Consider the following 15,863-nt stretch of genomic DNA (forward strand, 5'->3'; position numbering starts at 1 on the left):
TTGTTTCCTTACTCTTTCTGATCGATCACTTGTTTCCAAACTCGTACAAGTTGACCTTCTTTTTCAGTATCCACGATAAAGGAACCGTTTGAATAGCGGTCAGTTGGTCGCATCGTATTCATCGGAATAGTTTCTTGTACTCCTTTTTCGGTTTCTAAAACAAGTACATCTTCTTTGTTTGTTAACAGTACACTAAATACTCTATGTGGGTTTGATTTTAGTTCTCGAAGCGTAACAACTCCACGTTTTGCACGTGCTCCAGCCTCAATCTCTTTCAATGCCATTTTTTTCACTGAACCACGTTGTGTTATAAGTGTCATCTCTTCATTGCTATTTAGAGGTATAACATTAACGCTTACAACATAATCATCCTCTTTTAAACTAACACCTTTTACCCCGCCGGTTTTAACTCCTGTAATTGGCACTTCATCCAAGGAGAATCGAACAGAATAACTTAAATGTGTCGTAAATAGTATTTCATCGGAAGGCGTTACTAACTGTGCAAGGATCATTTCATCATTTGCCTTTAAGTTAATCGTTTTAATCGGACGAGCATAACGCTGAACGACGTAATCTGATAACAAGGAACGTTTTATTTGTCCGTCTTTTGTTGCAGTAAGGACACACAAATCCAGTTCAAACGAGTCAATACCAATAACATTGATAAGGGATTCATTGGCGTCTAATGGCACAATACTGGAAATATGTTGACCTAGGTCTTTCCAACGAATATCCGGTAATTCATGTACCGGTTGGTAAATATAATTCCCTTTAGATGTAAATAGCAATAAATGATGCTGCGTATTAATCGGTGCCTGGTACAGCAAATAATCTGATTCCTTAATAGCAAAATCTTGCCCATTCGAAGCGGTAAAAGATCTTACACTTGTACGTTTAATATAGCCATCTTTTGTAACGGTAACAATTACCTCTTCACTTGGAATAAGGACATCGAGTGTTACTTTAATTTCTTCAATTTCCTCTTCAATGGTCGATTTACGTGGTTCTGCAAACTGTTTTCGTACTACTAACAATTCTTTTTTTATCACTTTCATCAGAACCGATTCTTTTGCAAGAATATTTTCCAATTCCTTTACTAGCGCATTGAGTGATTCCTCTTCTTTTTGTAATTCCGTAATATCGGTGTTTGTCAGTCGATATAATTGTAAAGAAACAATTGCTTCTGCTTGTGCTTCTGAGAATGCAAATGCTGCAATTAAATTATTTTTGGCATCTCGTTTATCTTTGGATGCACGAATAGTTCGAATGACCTCATCTAAAATGGATAAAGCTTTCATGAGACCCGCTACAATATGTAAACGTTCCTTCGCTTTTGCCAAATCGAATGCCGTACGACGAGTAACGACTTCTTTTTGATGGTCAATATAGGAATCTAATAATAATGGTAATGTCATCATAGTCGGTCTGCGATTATGAATAGCGATCATATTGAAATTATACGTCACTTGTAAGTCTGTATTTTTAAATAAATATTGTAAAATGCCATATGCATCTACTTCTTTTTTCATCTCTATGACGATTCGTAAACCAGTCCGATCCGACTCATCTCGAACATCAGCAATCCCATCTAAACGCTTATCGTGGCGCTGTTCATCAATTTTTTTTACCAAATTTGCCTTATTCACTTCAAAAGGAATTTCCGTAATAACAATTTGTTCCTTGCCGCCTTTAATCGTTTCAATTTCCGTTCTAGATCGTACGACAATTTTACCTTTTCCTGTTTCATATGCTTTTTTAATGCCATCTACACCTTGAATAATACCACCAGTTGGGAAATCAGGACCTTTGATAACCGTCATTAGCTCGTCAATTGTTGCTGCAGGGTTTTCCATTCGCATTAATACAGCATCAAGTGCTTCATGCAGTGCATGCGGTGGGATATCTGTAGCATAACCGGCAGAAATTCCTGTGGACCCGTTAACAAGTAAATTAGGAAAGCCAGCGGGTAATACGACTGGTTCTGAATCCGAATCATCAAAGTTTGGTATAAATTCTACCGTGTTTTTATTGATATCACGTAATAACTCTTGAGAAATAGCAGAAAGGCGGGCTTCCGTGTAACGCATTGCTGCCGGTGGATCCCCATCAACCGAACCATTGTTTCCTTGCATTTCTACAAGCATATGGCGGAGTTTCCAATCTTGACTCATACGAACCATTGCTTCATAAACAGAACTATCTCCATGTGGATGATAGTTACCGATTACATTTCCGACTGTTTTAGCAGATTTGCGGAAAGGCTTGTCATTCGTATTGCCTTCATGCAACATGGCAAATAATATGCGACGCTGAACGGGTTTTAACCCGTCTCTAGCATCTGGAAGAGCACGGTCTTGAATGATGTACTTACTATAACGCCCAAACCGGTCGCCGATCACTTCTTCTAGTGGTAAATCTTGATAACGTTCGGGTTGTGTCATACTAATTCATCCTCCGTGTGTATTCTTTCATTTTCTAAAATATTGGAATCGTCTTCTAAACTAAAGTTGACGTTCGCCTCAATCCATTTCCGACGAGGCTCTACTTTATCGCCCATTAAAGTTGTTACATGTCTTTCCGCTCTTGCACCGTCTTCGATTGTAACTCGAATCAGTGTGCGTGTTTCTGGATTCATCGTTGTATCCCATAATTGGTCTGCATTCATCTCTCCAAGCCCTTTATATCGTTGAAGCAAGTAGCCTTTTCCAATTTTTTTCGATGCAGCATCCAATTCTTTTTCTGTCCATGCATATTCGAACACTTCTTTTTTTCCAAGCCCTTTAAACACTTTATAAAGCGGTGGTAGAGCAATGTAAATTTTTCCATGCTCGATCAATGGTTTCATATAGCGATAGAAAAACGTTAATAAAAGCACTTGAATATGTGCTCCATCCGTATCCGCATCTGTCATAATAACAATTTTATCGTAAGCGATATCTGCTATTTGGAAATCCGCACCGACTCCTCCACCAATTGCATGAATGATAGTGGCGATTTCCTCATTTTTCATAATATCTGCTAGTTTCGCTTTTTCCGTATTAATAACTTTTCCTCGTAAGGGCAAGATTGCCTGGAATGTGCGATCTCGTCCTTGCTTTGCAGAACCGCCAGCAGAATCCCCTTCGACTAGGTATAGCTCATTTTTTGCTGCATTTCGTGATTGGGCAGGAGTTAACTTACCTGATAGTAAAGTGTCCGAACGCTTACGCTTTTTCCCATTTCTCGCATCTTCTCTTGCTTTACGAGCAGCCTCTCTTGCCTGCTGTGCTCGAATTGCTTTTCGTACTAAAGAAGCAGTAAGCTCGGCATTTTCTTCCAAAATATATTGCAGTTTTTCGGAAATAACAGCATCTACAGCACTTCTTGCTTCGCTTGTTCCTAATTTTCCTTTTGTTTGGCCTTCGAATTGTAGTATATTTTCTGGAATTCGAACCGAAACAATCGCAGAAATACCTTCTCGAATATCCGAACCATCTAAGTTTTTGTCTTTTTCTTTTAGTAAACTCGTTTTCCGTGCATATTCATTAAATACTCTTGTCAAAGCAGCTTTTGCACCAGTTTCATGTGTACCGCCATCTCTTGTTCGAACGTTATTAACAAAAGATAAAATCGTTTCTGAATACCCATCATTAAATTGGAATGCAAACTCCACTTCTATTTCATCCTGTTCTCCTTCCATATAAAAAACAGGGTGAAGAACATCTTTTTCTTCATTCAAATAAGAAACGAAAGCTTCAATGCCCGTTTCATAATAAAAAATATCATGAGCACCTGTACGTTCGTCTAGTAGCTCAATTTTAAGCCCTTTCAACAGAAATGCTGATTCTCTTAGTCTTTCGCATAAGGTTTCGTAATTATATTTCACTATGGAGAAGATTGTATCGTCAGGTAAAAAGTGTACAGATGTACCCGTTTCTTTTGTAGGTCCAACTTCTTTTAACGACTGGACTATTTTACCTCCGTTTTCAAAGCGTTGAATAAATTTTTTGCCATCCCGATGAATAATCACTTCGACGTAAGATGAAAGAGCATTGACAACGGAGGCACCAACACCGTGAAGTCCACCACTTGTTTTGTAACCGCCTTGCCCAAATTTTCCACCCGCATGTAGTACGGTGAAAATTACTTCTGCCGTAGGAATTCCCGTTTTATGCATTCCTGTTGGCATACCACGACCAAAGTCACGTACTGTAACACTTTGGTCTTCATGTATTGTTACTTTAATATGATTTCCAAATCCAGCCAGACTTTCATCGACTGAGTTATCAACTATTTCGTATACTAAATGATGTAATCCTCTTGCATCGGTCGAGCCTATATACATCCCAGGACGTTTACGAACGGCTTCTAAACCTTCTAATACCTGAATATCATCATCACTATAGCTCGTTAATATTTCATCTTTACTCAAATACGTTCCCTCCAAAAAACAAAACATCTGTTCTTTATTCTCTATTAAGCGTACAAACAGATTATCATTATGTCAATACTTCCAAAAGAAAATTGCAAGGCAAAAAAAGCCATTGCAAGCTAAACAGGCAACTAAAATGCCAGAGTTTAATTGTAGGTAATAATCCATTAGATTGCAATCTGCCATTGTGTAGGATTCTCTATCCTAGTCCAATATTCCTTCTTTAACGTTTGGTTCATCTGCTATCTTGAGGATTTCGAAATTTCCATGTGATTAAATCATTTTGGGTGACATCCTGTACTTAGTATAACTCTATTTCGTAATTTTGTTCGTAAAATGTTATTGAATTAAATCAAGATCTGCCATTTTTCATGAACTTACTCTTCTTTACATTGAACAAAACGAAGCGCTCATGGTAAACTAAATTAGTTCAATATAATATTAGTTTCATAACTAAAGGAGCATGCTATGATAATCATTATTTTACTCTTACTCGCCTATATAATTGGGTCTATCCCTTCCGGCTTATGGATTGGAAAGTTATTTTATAATACAGATATTCGTGAGCATGGCAGTGGAAACTTAGGTGGAACGAATACGTTTCGCACGCTTGGTAAAAAAGCGGGATTAATTGTTACCATCATGGATATTCTAAAAGGAACAGCAGCAACACTTCTAGGCTATTTAGCCGTGTTTGAAGCGGCTAATGTTCACCCACTAATTCTTGGAATAATCGCTGTAATTGGGCATATGTTTCCGGTTTTTGCGAGATTCAAAGGTGGAAAAGCAGTCGCTACATCTGGCGGTATTTTACTTGCTTACAACTGGCCACTTTTTGTTCTGTTAATTTTAGGATTTTTTATTATATTAAAGATAACAAAGATGGTTTCGCTAACTTCCATGATTTTAGCTATTATTGCACTTATTTATTCGATTGTTTATTATTTCATAGCGGAAAAAGATTGGCCACTAATTGCGATGCTCCTCTTAATCGCCGTGTTTATCTTTTATCGTCATCGCACAAACATTCAGCGTATTAAAAATGGAACGGAACCTAAGGTTAAGTGGATATAAGGAAGGTTTGGTGATTGATATGAAAATCTTTATCTCGCAAGACGCATTTACCTGGTTTCAAGAGGAAATGGAAGTAGGTACTGGAGACACCATTCGTTTTTACGCACGTTATGGAGGATCTAGTCCAATACAGCAAGGCTTTTCACTTGGGATGACACAGGATACACCATTTGAACCTGTTGTCACAGTGAAAGTGGAGGAAGTTCTATTTTTCATAGAAGAAGTAGATGAATGGTATTTTGATGGGCATGATTTGTATGTAGATGTAGATCACCAGTTAGATGAATTAGCCTATACGTATAAAAAAGCGTGATTTGATATCACGCTTTTTTGTTACTTAGGAAACGATATGAATTTAGACATATCAAGCGATACTCGCAACATTGAAGAGCGTATGCGCAATGTTCGCCTACAAATGCGCAACACTATGGTCCATTTGCTCAACGTTTATAAATAATGCGTCAAAGTTCTAGTCGTCTCACTCCAAGTAGACTTGCTATTTTAAGAATTGATTGCTTTCACAGGCAATATGGTTGCTCTCGTGCGGATCTGGTTGCTTTCACGATGATTTAGTTGCTTTCCTAATAGAGTTGGTTGCTTTCAATGCCCGAATAGTTGCCCTTAGCCATTTATTGGATTCATAGCGTTTGCTTGTGACGCAGTATCCCTATTATGTGCGTCATTCCCTTTATCGATGTAGTATCTTCTTATTTAAACCTCATCAATTGGTCTAGCAGTCCTTCATTTTGCATGATTTCGTACTCATGTTTTCCAAATAAATCGAAATGAGGATATGCTTCTTTATGGTCAATCCATTCTTCTTTTAAACCGTATGTTTTGCCCCACTCGATTAGCTTTGTTAAATTGCTACAACCGACTTTCGTTACGGTTTTACATCCTGGAAAACGATCATCTAACCAATAATGAGTCAGAAAGGCAATCTGTTCATTTTCAACCGCTGTTTTCCAATGACGCAACTCATCCCTCGTAATACCAAATGCCATTAATCCATCACCTTTGCAATTTCCAAATATTTCGCATCCCATTCAGGATGAACTTTTTTTAGGGAAACTGGGCGGAAATTATCTTTATTCACGACAACATGTTCCGATGTTGCAGTAGAAGCAATCGTACCGTCTTCATGGACAATTTCATAGCCATATGTAGTGCGAAGCTTTCCGTGGCTTTCTATCCAAGTTCTCACAACTACTGTTTCTCCGTATTTCACAGATGATTTATAGTGTATATTCACATTTGTAACTGGAGATAAATAACCATCTTTTTCGAGTCCAGCATAGGAGAAGCCTAAATCTTTAATAAGTTGTGTTCGACCAATCTCTAGCCATATTACATAATTCGCATGGTAGACTACTCCCATTTGATCTGTTTCTGCATAGCGTACTTCAATTTCTTTCTCACTTATAAACATATACATGTCACCTCATAACTAATTATACAAAAAGGTAACATAAAAAGCTGTAAATCAATACTTTACAGCTAATTCTTGTAATCGTTTTTTATCAATTTTACCAACATCTGTGCGAGGAAGTTCGTCTAGAATATAGATTTTTTTGGGAACTTTATAACCACCAAGCACACGCTTGCAACTATGCAATAAATCCATTTCGAATGATGCATAAACAGCAGTACATGTCACAAATGCAGTGACACATTCTCCCCATTTTTCATCTGTCACTCCAATAACCGCAGCTTCTTTAACGTTTGGATGTAAGACTAGGCACTGCTCCACCTCTTGCGGATACACATTTTCTCCGCCAGAAATAATCATTTCCTTTTTTCTACCAACTATATAGTAAAAACCATCTTCATCGACCTTTGCTAAATCGCCTGTTTTCAACCAACCATCTACAAATGCACAATTTGTTTCTTCTTCATTATTCCAATACTTGGTAAACACATGCTTCCCTGCAATATATAGCTCTCCTACTTCATTGGGTTGACAAAGGTCTCCATTTTCATTCATTATTTTCACTTCATTAAACAGCATACATTTCCCGACAGATCCTCTTTTTTCCCGTGCATCCAGTGGATCAATAAAAAAGTTGTTAGGTCCGGCTTCAGTTAGTCCATATCCTTCTTTAAAAAGAATGCCCTTGTCTTCAAAACGTTGATAAATAGTATGAGGACAAGGCGCACCTCCTGATAAAAACACTTTGACGGTCGGAAAAGTTGCCGTTTGAATGTATGCAGTATCGAGCATTGCTTGGTACATAGTCGGAACAAACAAAGACAGCGTTGTTTTATACGCATTTAACGCTTTAAGTGCTTCCTCTGCGTCGAAACGAGCCCCAACAACTACTGTGCCACCTGACATTAAAATCGGTATACATAGGGCATTTAACCCACCAGTATGGAACATAGGCATATAATTCAGCGTACAGTCTGAATCGCTTAGGCCCCAGCTTGTAATGGTATTTATCGCATTCCAATTGACTGCATTAAAAGAAAGCTCTACCCCTTTTGGCTTTCCTGTCGTTCCTCCCGTATAAATAATAATCCAACTATCTGATGGGCTCCAATTATTTTTAGATGGATAGTAAAAAGCAACTTTTTCTAATACAGAGGTTAGTAATAGACACTCCATCTGTACAAATGTATTACTAATCGTTTGATGCTCTTCATCATGAATAATGAGCACTGGTTTACAATCTTCTAAAATATACGCTAATTCTACTTTACTTAATCGAAAATTGAGCGGTACATAGAGTAGACCTGCTATGCCACATGCGAAAAGAATCGCAAATAAGTCGATTCGATTTTGTGAGAGTACAACGATTCGATCGCCTTTTTGATAATTTTTTTCTTGGAAAAAGTAAACCCATTTGGATATATGTTCGGTTAACGTTTGATAGCTCCATTGTGCATGCGTACTACTATCAATGAGGGCGATTTTTGTTGGAGAAAGTAGCGCACGTTTATATATCCAAGCTTGCTCTGTATACACTTTGCACCGCTCCTTCTTTGTTACATCATAATTCCGCCATCTACTTGTAATACAGTCCCATGTACATAACTTGATTCATCTGAAGCTAAAAATAAATACGCATTGGCAATATCTTCTGGTTCACCAAGACGGCGAAGCGCAACTCCCGATTTCATTTGTTCGATAATTTTTTCTGGCATTTTTGCCACCATTGCTGTTGAAGTGAAGCCTGGGGAAACCGCATTGACATTAATACCTTTTCGACCAAGCTCTTTTGCCCAAGTTTTGGTCATGCCAATGACAGCCGCTTTGGATGCAGCATAATTCGTTTGCCCAAAGTTCCCATAAACACCGCTGACGGATGAGGTGTTTATAATCTTACCGTAGCCTTGCTCTATGAAATGAGGTACGACTGCTTGCGTACAGTGAAACACCCCTGTTAAGTTAACGTCTAAAACACGGGAGAAATCTTCGACTGTCATTTTAGTCAGCATTGCATCTCTAGTAATCCCGGCATTATTAACTAAAATATGAATCTCCTTATAATGTTCTATTGCTTGTTTTACAAGGGAATCTACGCTTTCCCGTTTAGCAACATCCACTTGAATGAATTTAACGTCGTGACCTTTTTCTTTTAATGCACTCTCTTGATCTTTCCCGGCATTTGCATCATAGTCTGCTAATACTACTTTTGCCCCTTCCTCTGCAAAACGAAGTGCTGCTGCTAAACCAATTCCATTAGCTGCACCGGTAATAATAGCGACCTTATTTTGTAATCTCATCATTCATTCTCCTTTGAAATGAAATTTTCGATTCGGCTTGTTAACTGCTCCAAATCGTCTATTAATGGAGAATGGCCACAATTAATGAGTGGGACATACGTGGCATTCTCTCCTAAGTCGGCGACAATTTCTTGCGTCATGTCCTCTGTTACAACGTAATCACGGTCTCCTCGCAATATAAGTACAGGAATCGTAATATCTTTTGCTTGATTGGTACCTTTAGATACTTCGTTATCAATGGCACTTATATTGAATGTATTTAGAGCATGATACACATCTGCTAAATTTCTTTGCGTGAGCATATCATCCACATAGGCGTCATAATCTTTCTCCATAGGTTGGTTATGCGTATAAATTACGGCATTCCAGACGGCCTTTAATCCTGCTTTATTTTTCATATCATATAAACCTTGCATTGGAATAGTTCTTGCTGGATCATTTTCTACTTCTTCGATAGATTGAAATCTATTTGCTACATTAGGTGAACCATCTATATTGGTAGCGTAGAATGGATACCCTCTAGTAGATGCGGATGCAAGAAGTACTAATTTCTCACAATACCCAGGATAATCCGCGACGAATTGCATAGAAATGGCACCACCCGTAGACCAGCCGATTAAGTGGAAATGCTTCAATTCTAATGCATCAACCAATCCCTTTAAGTCATCTGAAAAGTCTTTGATCCCTTGCACTCGAGTATGAAAGGTAGATTCTCCAAACCCGCGTAAATCGATTGCATACACTTTATACTTTGCATCTAATTGGTCGATTAGGACATCCCAATGTTTGGAAGAAGTCATATTCCCATGGACCAACATAATGACTTCTTCCCCGCCTGGTCGTTCTCGGTAGGCAATCGATTCTCCGTTATCTAACTGTACTTTTTGTAAAATCATCTTCTTACACTCCTTTTATTTTCCCCATTTCACTGCCACAGCTCCCCATGCATATCCTATCCCAGCACTAACTAATACGGCTAAATCTCCATCTTTTAGCTTCCCTTCTTTTTGTGCTAGCTCCAATGAAATAATTTGATCCATTTGCCCAATATGTCCATAATCATGTAAATAAGTAGTTTGCTCATTGGTTAAACCAAGTTCTTGTAATACAAAGTCATGTGCCGATTTTTTCATATGAAGGATAGCTAAATAATCAATGTCTTGTTCAGAGTAACCACTTTTCATTAATGCATGACGGATCACCTTTAAAAAGTTCTGCATCGATTTCTGCTCTAGTCTAGCCTTCATCCCTTCTGGGTCCAATACATCTAAACGATATAAGCCTTTTTGCAAATGTTCCTTCGTTAAAGGCTCTTTCGTTCCACCAACGGGTACAACGACATCCTCTGAAAAAGACCCATCCGTCATCATATCCGTCTCTAAAATAATATTTTCTGCATGATCTTTTTTCAAAATCATGGCAGCCCCGCCTGCAGCTAAGTTAAACATAAAGCGAGTTCGCTCATTTGTGTAATCGATAAAGTCACTATTCCGATAACCACCGGCAAGTAGTACAGTATTAATCGTAGGATCTGCCTGCATTAAACTTTTCGCAACCTTCATCGCCATAATCGTCGTTCCACAACGAAGTGCTACATCAAATCCCCAAGCATGATAAGCACCTAGTTCTTCTTGCATTTTAATAGCAGCCGTCCATAAAGGGTACTCCTTATGCTCTTCCCCTATATAAATGACTAGATCGATTGTTTTAGGGTCAATATTTCCTTTTTCGAGCGCCATTTCTGCCGCCCGTATGCCCATTCTTACCGTATGATCATCTGGACCAGGAATTGCTTTTTGGGTGATTCCCATTTTGTTTTTCACAACATGTACTGGTAAATTAGCAAGTGTAGCAATTTCTTCTCCCGTCATTCTGTTATCTGGTATATATACACCAGTACTTACGATTCCTATATTCATTTTGTAAGCTCCTTTCCACTAGGAGCAGCAACGTCCACTTTGGGTGTTTTGTTTTTCTGTTTCCAAAATGCGTAGCGAATCGTTCCGACAATACCTTTTGGGAAAAAGATAACGGCTAAAATATAAATGATTCCGAAGAAAATGATCCATCTTTCAAAAATAGGATATTCTTTTGCAAGGCCCGATAAGTAATGCTGAGCAAGCTCTATCACACCAGCACCGATAATTGGTCCTATTAATGTTCCCACACCTCCAATAATCGTCATGAGGAGCGCATCGAGCGTAATATCCATCGTCAAAACACTTGTATTCACAAATCGTAATGAAATCGCATAGAGAGATCCCGCTAAACTTGCTACTACACCTGCTACGACAGAAGCGATTACTTTATAATGCAATGTCTGAAAACCGAGCGATTTTGTTCTTTGTTCATTTTCCCTTACAGCAATTAATACCCTACCTAGTGGAGAATGCACGAATCTGCGAAGGAAGAAATAAACGAGTACTAAGCAAGCGAGAACTAGTAAATAAAACATCATACGGTCTTTAAAAAACTCGGGTGCGCGAAAGGTGAAACCATCATTTCCATGTGTCAGTGTTCGCCATTTTTCGGCAAGTACTAAAAACAAACCAGATACAGCCATCGTTAACATCGCAAAGAAATGACTTTTTAATCGGAGTGTGAGCAGTCCTACTAAAAAGCTAACTACACCCGCAATAACCATACCTACTGCTATCGATAAAAAGAACACGCCTAATGTAGGTTCCATACGGTTGAGCATGATTGCCGTAGCATAGGCACCCATTCCAAAAAACATGGCATGACCAAAAGATACAATTCCTGTATACCCTAATAGAAGATCATAACTCATTGCTAATATAGAAAATATGAATATTTGCGTCAGTAAAATCGTCCAAGTCCGTGAGTCGGATACAAAGGGAAAGACGGCAAATGCAGCGACTAGGACAAGTAAGATGACATTATTAACTTGAAATTTATTTTTCATCCTCTATCATCCTTTCGCCGTAAACAAACCTTGCGGACGGAATATTAATACAATCGCCATTAGCATCATATTAACCGCAAGTGATAAAGCAGGAACATAGTAAGCCATGAAGCTACCAGCCAGCCCTACAAGTATGGCTGCAAGAAGGGAGCCTGGAAAACTCCCCATGCCACCAATAACAACTACGATGAAGGCTAATATGGCAAATTCCATACCCATTTCCGCATACACTACACCAGAATAGGGTGCCATAAGTGCCCCACCTAATGCCGCAAGCGCTGCTCCTACCATAAATACATATAAAAATACTTGTTTAATATTAATACCAAGCGCTTGCACCATTTCTTTGTTCATGACGCCAGCGCGAACGATTAAGCCGATCTTTGTTCGCTTTAAGATGAACTGGAAGACTCCAAATACAATGAGCCCCACAATAATGATAAATAGGCGATACTTAATAATAATGACGTCCCCGATTTCCCAACTTCCAGACAATAACGGAGGTGTTTTTGCTGCAATTTGATTGGGGCCAAAAACGACTTTCAACATTTCCGACAATACAATCATAAAACCAAGCGTAATAAGAATTTGTTGAATATGATTTCCGTACACTGGTTTAATAATAATTTTTTCTGTTATAAATCCGAGCACAGCGCCTGTTAAAATAGCACCAATGATGGCTATCGTAAAACTATTCGTTAATCCGTAAAACCAAACACCGGAAAAAGCTCCCCAAGCGAATAATCCACCATGTGCAAAATTTAATACATCCATTAATCCAAATATTAAGGTAAGACCGGCTGCTAAAAGAAAGATCAGCATGCCCGTTGCAAGTCCATTTATCAATAAATTGATGATTAACTCCATCGTATAACCCCCTATCCGATTCCTAAATATTGGCGTTTCAGCTGTTCATTTTGTATCAATTCACTCATTTCGCCGGATTGAACGGTTTCTCCATCGTCAATTAAGGTATATGTATCACCGATTCTACTAGCCATTATGAAGTTTTGTTCTACTAAAATAATGGTTGTTTGTTTTTTCATTTCCACTATTGCTTCCATCACTTTTTCAATAACAACTGGTGCCAACCCTTTGGAGGGTTCATCGATTAATAGCAATTTGCTATCGTTTATAAAAGCCCGTGCCATCGACAGCATCTGCTTTTGCCCACCTGACAAATGCCCTCCGTCTTTTTTCCAATACTTCTTTAAATCGGGGAAAAGCTCGAGTACGTATTCTTGCCTTGCGAGTGCTGCATCATCTTCTTTCCTCATGGCAACTTTTAAGTTTTCTTCTACGGTGAGTGCTCCAAAGATTCCTTGATCTTCTGGAACATACCCAATCCCGCTTGAAGCAATTTGGTGTGTTGCTTGTTTCGTAATTGCTCTATCTTGAAAATGAATTGTTCCGGCAGTAGCKGGAGTGAGTCCCATAATCGTTTTAAGCGTAGTCGTTTTACCTGCACCATTCCTGCCGAGTAGCACACTAACTTCGCCTTCATTTGCTTCAAATGAAACCCCTTGTAAAATGTGGTACTGACCAATATGTGTTTGAACGTTTTCTACTTTAAGCAAGATGCTCATCATATAATCCTCCTAGGTAAGCATTTTGAACCGTTTCATTTTCCATAATTTCTGTTGGGGTTCCGTCCGCTAGTAATCTACCATTAAAAAGCACCATAATAGAGTCGGATAGATCCATGATCATATCCATCTTATGTTCAATCAGCAATATCGTTTTGTCTCCGGCCTGTTTTATTTGTTTAATGACATCTAAAATAGCTGGCACTTCCTCTAGGGACATTCCTGCTGTTGGTTCATCCAATAGTAATACTTCCGTATCGAGTGCTAGTAGCATCGCGATTTCTAGCTTCCGTTTTTCTCCGTGAGATAATTGATTGGCAAAAGCGTCCGCTTTGCTTGCAAGTAAAACCATTTCTAGTAAACGCTCCGCTTGAATATGCAAGTCTTTATAGGCAGTAAACGTGCGGAAAATTTGATAGCGAATTTGTGCTTTTGACTGTACTGCTAGTCGGACATTTTCGATTACGGTGAGATTAGGGAATACATTGGTAATTTGAAAGGAACGTCCAAGTCCTTTTCTCGTCCGTATGACAGAAGAGTGTTTGGCCATTGACTCTCCTCTAAAGAAGACATCTCCTTCTGTCGGCTTTAACTCGCCACTTATTAAATTGAAAAAGGTTGTTTTACCTGCCCCATTTGGTCCGATAATCGATTTAAAATGCTTTTCTGGCATGACAAAATCCACATGATCTACTGCTGTCTGTCCACCGAATTTAATTGTTAGATTTTCCGTTCTTAGTATTGGTTCCATTTCATACGTACCCCCTTCTTCTATCGCTCTCCATAGGATGGAAATTTTCTATCCTATGGAGAGTGACAGACCTAATGATTAGGCTATCACTTCTCTATTTATTTATTATTTAAAATCGGTGGCTCTGTTTCTTCCGGTGACAACTCTCTTATAAGTACTGGTACTGGGTAGTCTACCCCTTCTTGTTTTTCCAGTTTAATCGAGTATAGTGATTGTAGTGCTTGATGATCTTCTGGACGGAAAGTCATCGTTCCTTTTGGCGTTTCAAAGGACATTCCTTCCATAATATCGATTAGCGCTGTGCCATCTGCATTCCCTTCCGATTTTGTTAATGCTTCAACAATGGCGATAGCTGCAGTCATTCCACCTGGCGTGAATAAATCTGGCACTTCACCATTAAAGCGTTTTTTATGTTCTTCTACTAACCAATCATTTATCGGATTATCAGGTAGTGTATGATAGTAAACTGAGAATCCTTCCATCCCAACTAATGGTTCCATAATAGATAGTGCTGGAATATCAGGAGCTCCAGTTGAAATTTTAATTCCTTTTTCCTGCAGTTTTAAGTCAGCAATTTGGTTCCAAGGGGAATTTGCACCTGCCCATACGACAAATAAGTAATCCGGATCTGCTTGGATGATTTTTTGTAAATTAGAAGTGAAATCAGTTGCAGCTGGATCCGCATATTCTTCTACAACAATTTCTGCCCCTAACTTTTCAGCCGCTTCTTTAAATGCAGATACTCCATCCCATCCGAAAGAATAATCGGGTGCAAACGTTGCGATTTTAACTCCTTCTCCTGCAATTGCAGCTGCTCCAGCTACTGCATCTTGAGAAGAGTTACGTCCTGTGCGGAATAGGTATGGGTTAAACTCTGAACCTGTAATACTATCTGCAACAGCTGGTTCGATAATCATAATTTTCTCGTATTCTTCTGCTAGTGGAAGAACTGCTAATGTATCACCTGAACTAGAAGACCCTACCAGAAAGTCAACCTCATCTTCTTCTAATAACTTCGTAGCTTTTTGTACTGCTACTTCTGGCTTCGTTTCGGTATCTTCGAAAATAACTTCAATTTTTTTACCTGCGACTTCCATCGTTCCATCTGTAGCATATTCAAGTCCCAATTCAAATCCATTTTTTGTTTGCTTTCCGTAAGATTCCAGTGCTCCCGTTAAAGATGCAAGTACTCCTACTTTGATCGTCCCGGCTTCTTCTGTTACTTCACTTGATACAGGAGTAGTCGTTGCTTCTTCTTTTTCAGTTTCCCCGGCAGTATTCGTTTCGTCACTACAAGCACTACTAAAAATTAAGACGAATACAAACAGCATTAGTAATCCCAATTTCTTCGGCATATAAATCCCCCTTTTACAAATTTGTAAGCGTTCT

Annotated in this window: 15 protein-coding genes; 2 read left to right on the forward strand and 13 right to left on the reverse strand. The window is 38.7% G+C overall.

What is annotated here, in order from left to right; translation table 11 throughout:
- Positions 1-8 precede the first annotated feature (8 nt).
- Both parC and parE read right to left on the reverse strand, forming a co-directional pair.
- Positions 9-2,441 (reverse strand): DNA topoisomerase IV subunit A, encoded by a 2,433-nt coding sequence (gene parC, locus AC1DFT_RS00450; RefSeq protein ID WP_477916613.1) that lies wholly within the window; start codon positions 2,439-2,441, stop codon positions 9-11.
- Positions 2,438-4,438, reverse strand: a complete 2,001-nt coding sequence (parE, locus tag AC1DFT_RS00455) for a DNA topoisomerase IV subunit B (protein ID WP_477916615.1) — start codon at positions 4,436-4,438, stop codon at positions 2,438-2,440. The genes parC and parE overlap by 4 nt, the downstream gene beginning before the upstream one ends.
- Positions 4,439-4,879: 441 nt before the next feature.
- Here parE and plsY point away from each other — a divergent pair, with 441 nt between their 5' ends.
- Both plsY and AC1DFT_RS00465 read left to right on the forward strand, forming a co-directional pair.
- Positions 4,880-5,485, forward strand: a complete 606-nt coding sequence (gene plsY, locus AC1DFT_RS00460; RefSeq protein WP_477916617.1) for a glycerol-3-phosphate 1-O-acyltransferase PlsY — start codon at positions 4,880-4,882, stop codon at positions 5,483-5,485.
- Between the two features lie 19 nt (positions 5,486-5,504).
- Positions 5,505-5,798, forward strand: a complete 294-nt coding sequence (locus AC1DFT_RS00465) for a HesB/YadR/YfhF family protein (RefSeq protein ID WP_477916950.1) — start codon at positions 5,505-5,507, stop codon at positions 5,796-5,798.
- Between the two features lie 394 nt (positions 5,799-6,192).
- Here AC1DFT_RS00465 and AC1DFT_RS00470 read toward each other — a convergent pair whose 3' ends face one another.
- The 11 genes from AC1DFT_RS00470 to AC1DFT_RS00520 form a co-directional block, all read right to left on the reverse strand.
- Positions 6,193-6,489, reverse strand: coding sequence for a hypothetical protein (locus AC1DFT_RS00470; protein WP_477916619.1), 297 nt, complete (start codon positions 6,487-6,489; stop codon positions 6,193-6,195).
- Positions 6,489-6,914, reverse strand: a complete 426-nt coding sequence (locus tag AC1DFT_RS00475; protein WP_477916621.1) for an acyl-CoA thioesterase — start codon at positions 6,912-6,914, stop codon at positions 6,489-6,491. Before AC1DFT_RS00475 ends, AC1DFT_RS00470 begins: the two co-directional genes overlap by 1 nt.
- A gap of 54 nt (positions 6,915-6,968) precedes the next feature.
- Positions 6,969-8,450: a class I adenylate-forming enzyme family protein gene (locus AC1DFT_RS00480; protein ID WP_477916622.1), complete on the reverse strand. Its 1,482-nt coding sequence runs from the start codon at positions 8,448-8,450 to the stop codon at positions 6,969-6,971.
- A gap of 20 nt (positions 8,451-8,470) precedes the next feature.
- Positions 8,471-9,211: a 3-oxoacyl-ACP reductase FabG gene (gene fabG / locus AC1DFT_RS00485; RefSeq protein WP_477916623.1), complete on the reverse strand. Its 741-nt coding sequence runs from the start codon at positions 9,209-9,211 to the stop codon at positions 8,471-8,473.
- Positions 9,211-10,107: an intracellular short-chain-length polyhydroxyalkanoate depolymerase gene (phaZ, locus tag AC1DFT_RS00490; RefSeq protein ID WP_477916625.1), complete on the reverse strand. Its 897-nt coding sequence runs from the start codon at positions 10,105-10,107 to the stop codon at positions 9,211-9,213. Before phaZ ends, fabG begins: the two co-directional genes overlap by 1 nt.
- A gap of 15 nt (positions 10,108-10,122) precedes the next feature.
- Positions 10,123-11,130, reverse strand: a complete 1,008-nt coding sequence (locus AC1DFT_RS00495) for a 3-oxoacyl-ACP synthase (protein WP_477916626.1) — start codon at positions 11,128-11,130, stop codon at positions 10,123-10,125.
- Complete coding sequence (locus AC1DFT_RS00500; protein ID WP_477916628.1) at positions 11,127-12,137, reverse strand: branched-chain amino acid ABC transporter permease; 1,011 nt, start codon at positions 12,135-12,137, stop codon at positions 11,127-11,129. Before AC1DFT_RS00500 ends, AC1DFT_RS00495 begins: the two co-directional genes overlap by 4 nt.
- 6 nt (positions 12,138-12,143) lie before the next feature.
- The gene (locus AC1DFT_RS00505) at positions 12,144-13,004 is read right to left on the reverse strand and encodes a branched-chain amino acid ABC transporter permease (protein ID WP_477916629.1); all 861 of its coding nucleotides are present in this window, start codon (positions 13,002-13,004) and stop codon (positions 12,144-12,146) included.
- Positions 13,005-13,015: 11 nt separating this feature from the next.
- Complete coding sequence (locus tag AC1DFT_RS00510; protein WP_477916630.1) at positions 13,016-13,723, reverse strand: ABC transporter ATP-binding protein; 708 nt, start codon at positions 13,721-13,723, stop codon at positions 13,016-13,018.
- Complete coding sequence (locus AC1DFT_RS00515) at positions 13,707-14,474, reverse strand: ABC transporter ATP-binding protein (protein WP_477916632.1); 768 nt, start codon at positions 14,472-14,474, stop codon at positions 13,707-13,709. The genes AC1DFT_RS00510 and AC1DFT_RS00515 overlap by 17 nt, the downstream gene beginning before the upstream one ends.
- Positions 14,475-14,572: 98 nt before the next feature.
- Positions 14,573-15,805, reverse strand: a complete 1,233-nt coding sequence (locus tag AC1DFT_RS00520; RefSeq protein WP_477916952.1) for a substrate-binding domain-containing protein — start codon at positions 15,803-15,805, stop codon at positions 14,573-14,575.
- Positions 15,806-15,863: the final 58 nt, after the last annotated feature.

Source organism: Psychrobacillus sp. 05T411 (assembly GCF_056396485.1).

Coding starts and splice junctions, on each gene's coding strand:
- AC1DFT_RS00505 (WP_477916629.1), bottom strand. CDS start 13,004: ATGGAGTTAATCATCAATTTATTGATAAATGGACTTGCAACGGGCATG.
- AC1DFT_RS00520 (WP_477916952.1), bottom strand. CDS start 15,805: ATGCTGTTTGTATTCGTCTTAATTTTTAGTAGTGCTTGTAGTGACGAA.
- AC1DFT_RS00495 (WP_477916626.1), bottom strand. CDS start 11,130: ATGAATATAGGAATCGTAAGTACTGGTGTATATATACCAGATAACAGA.
- AC1DFT_RS00475 (WP_477916621.1), bottom strand. CDS start 6,914: ATGTTTATAAGTGAGAAAGAAATTGAAGTACGCTATGCAGAAACAGAT.
- parC (WP_477916613.1), bottom strand. CDS start 2,441: ATGACACAACCCGAACGTTATCAAGATTTACCACTAGAAGAAGTGATC.
- phaZ (WP_477916625.1), bottom strand. CDS start 10,107: ATGATTTTACAAAAAGTACAGTTAGATAACGGAGAATCGATTGCCTAC.
- fabG (WP_477916623.1), bottom strand. CDS start 9,211: ATGAGATTACAAAATAAGGTCGCTATTATTACCGGTGCAGCTAATGGA.
- AC1DFT_RS00470 (WP_477916619.1), bottom strand. CDS start 6,489: ATGGCATTTGGTATTACGAGGGATGAGTTGCGTCATTGGAAAACAGCG.
- AC1DFT_RS00465 (WP_477916950.1), top strand. CDS start 5,505: ATGAAAATCTTTATCTCGCAAGACGCATTTACCTGGTTTCAAGAGGAA.
- AC1DFT_RS00500 (WP_477916628.1), bottom strand. CDS start 12,137: ATGAAAAATAAATTTCAAGTTAATAATGTCATCTTACTTGTCCTAGTC.
- parE (WP_477916615.1), bottom strand. CDS start 4,438: ATGTTTTGTTTTTTGGAGGGAACGTATTTGAGTAAAGATGAAATATTA.
- plsY (WP_477916617.1), top strand. CDS start 4,880: ATGATAATCATTATTTTACTCTTACTCGCCTATATAATTGGGTCTATC.
- AC1DFT_RS00515 (WP_477916632.1), bottom strand. CDS start 14,474: ATGGAACCAATACTAAGAACGGAAAATCTAACAATTAAATTCGGTGGA.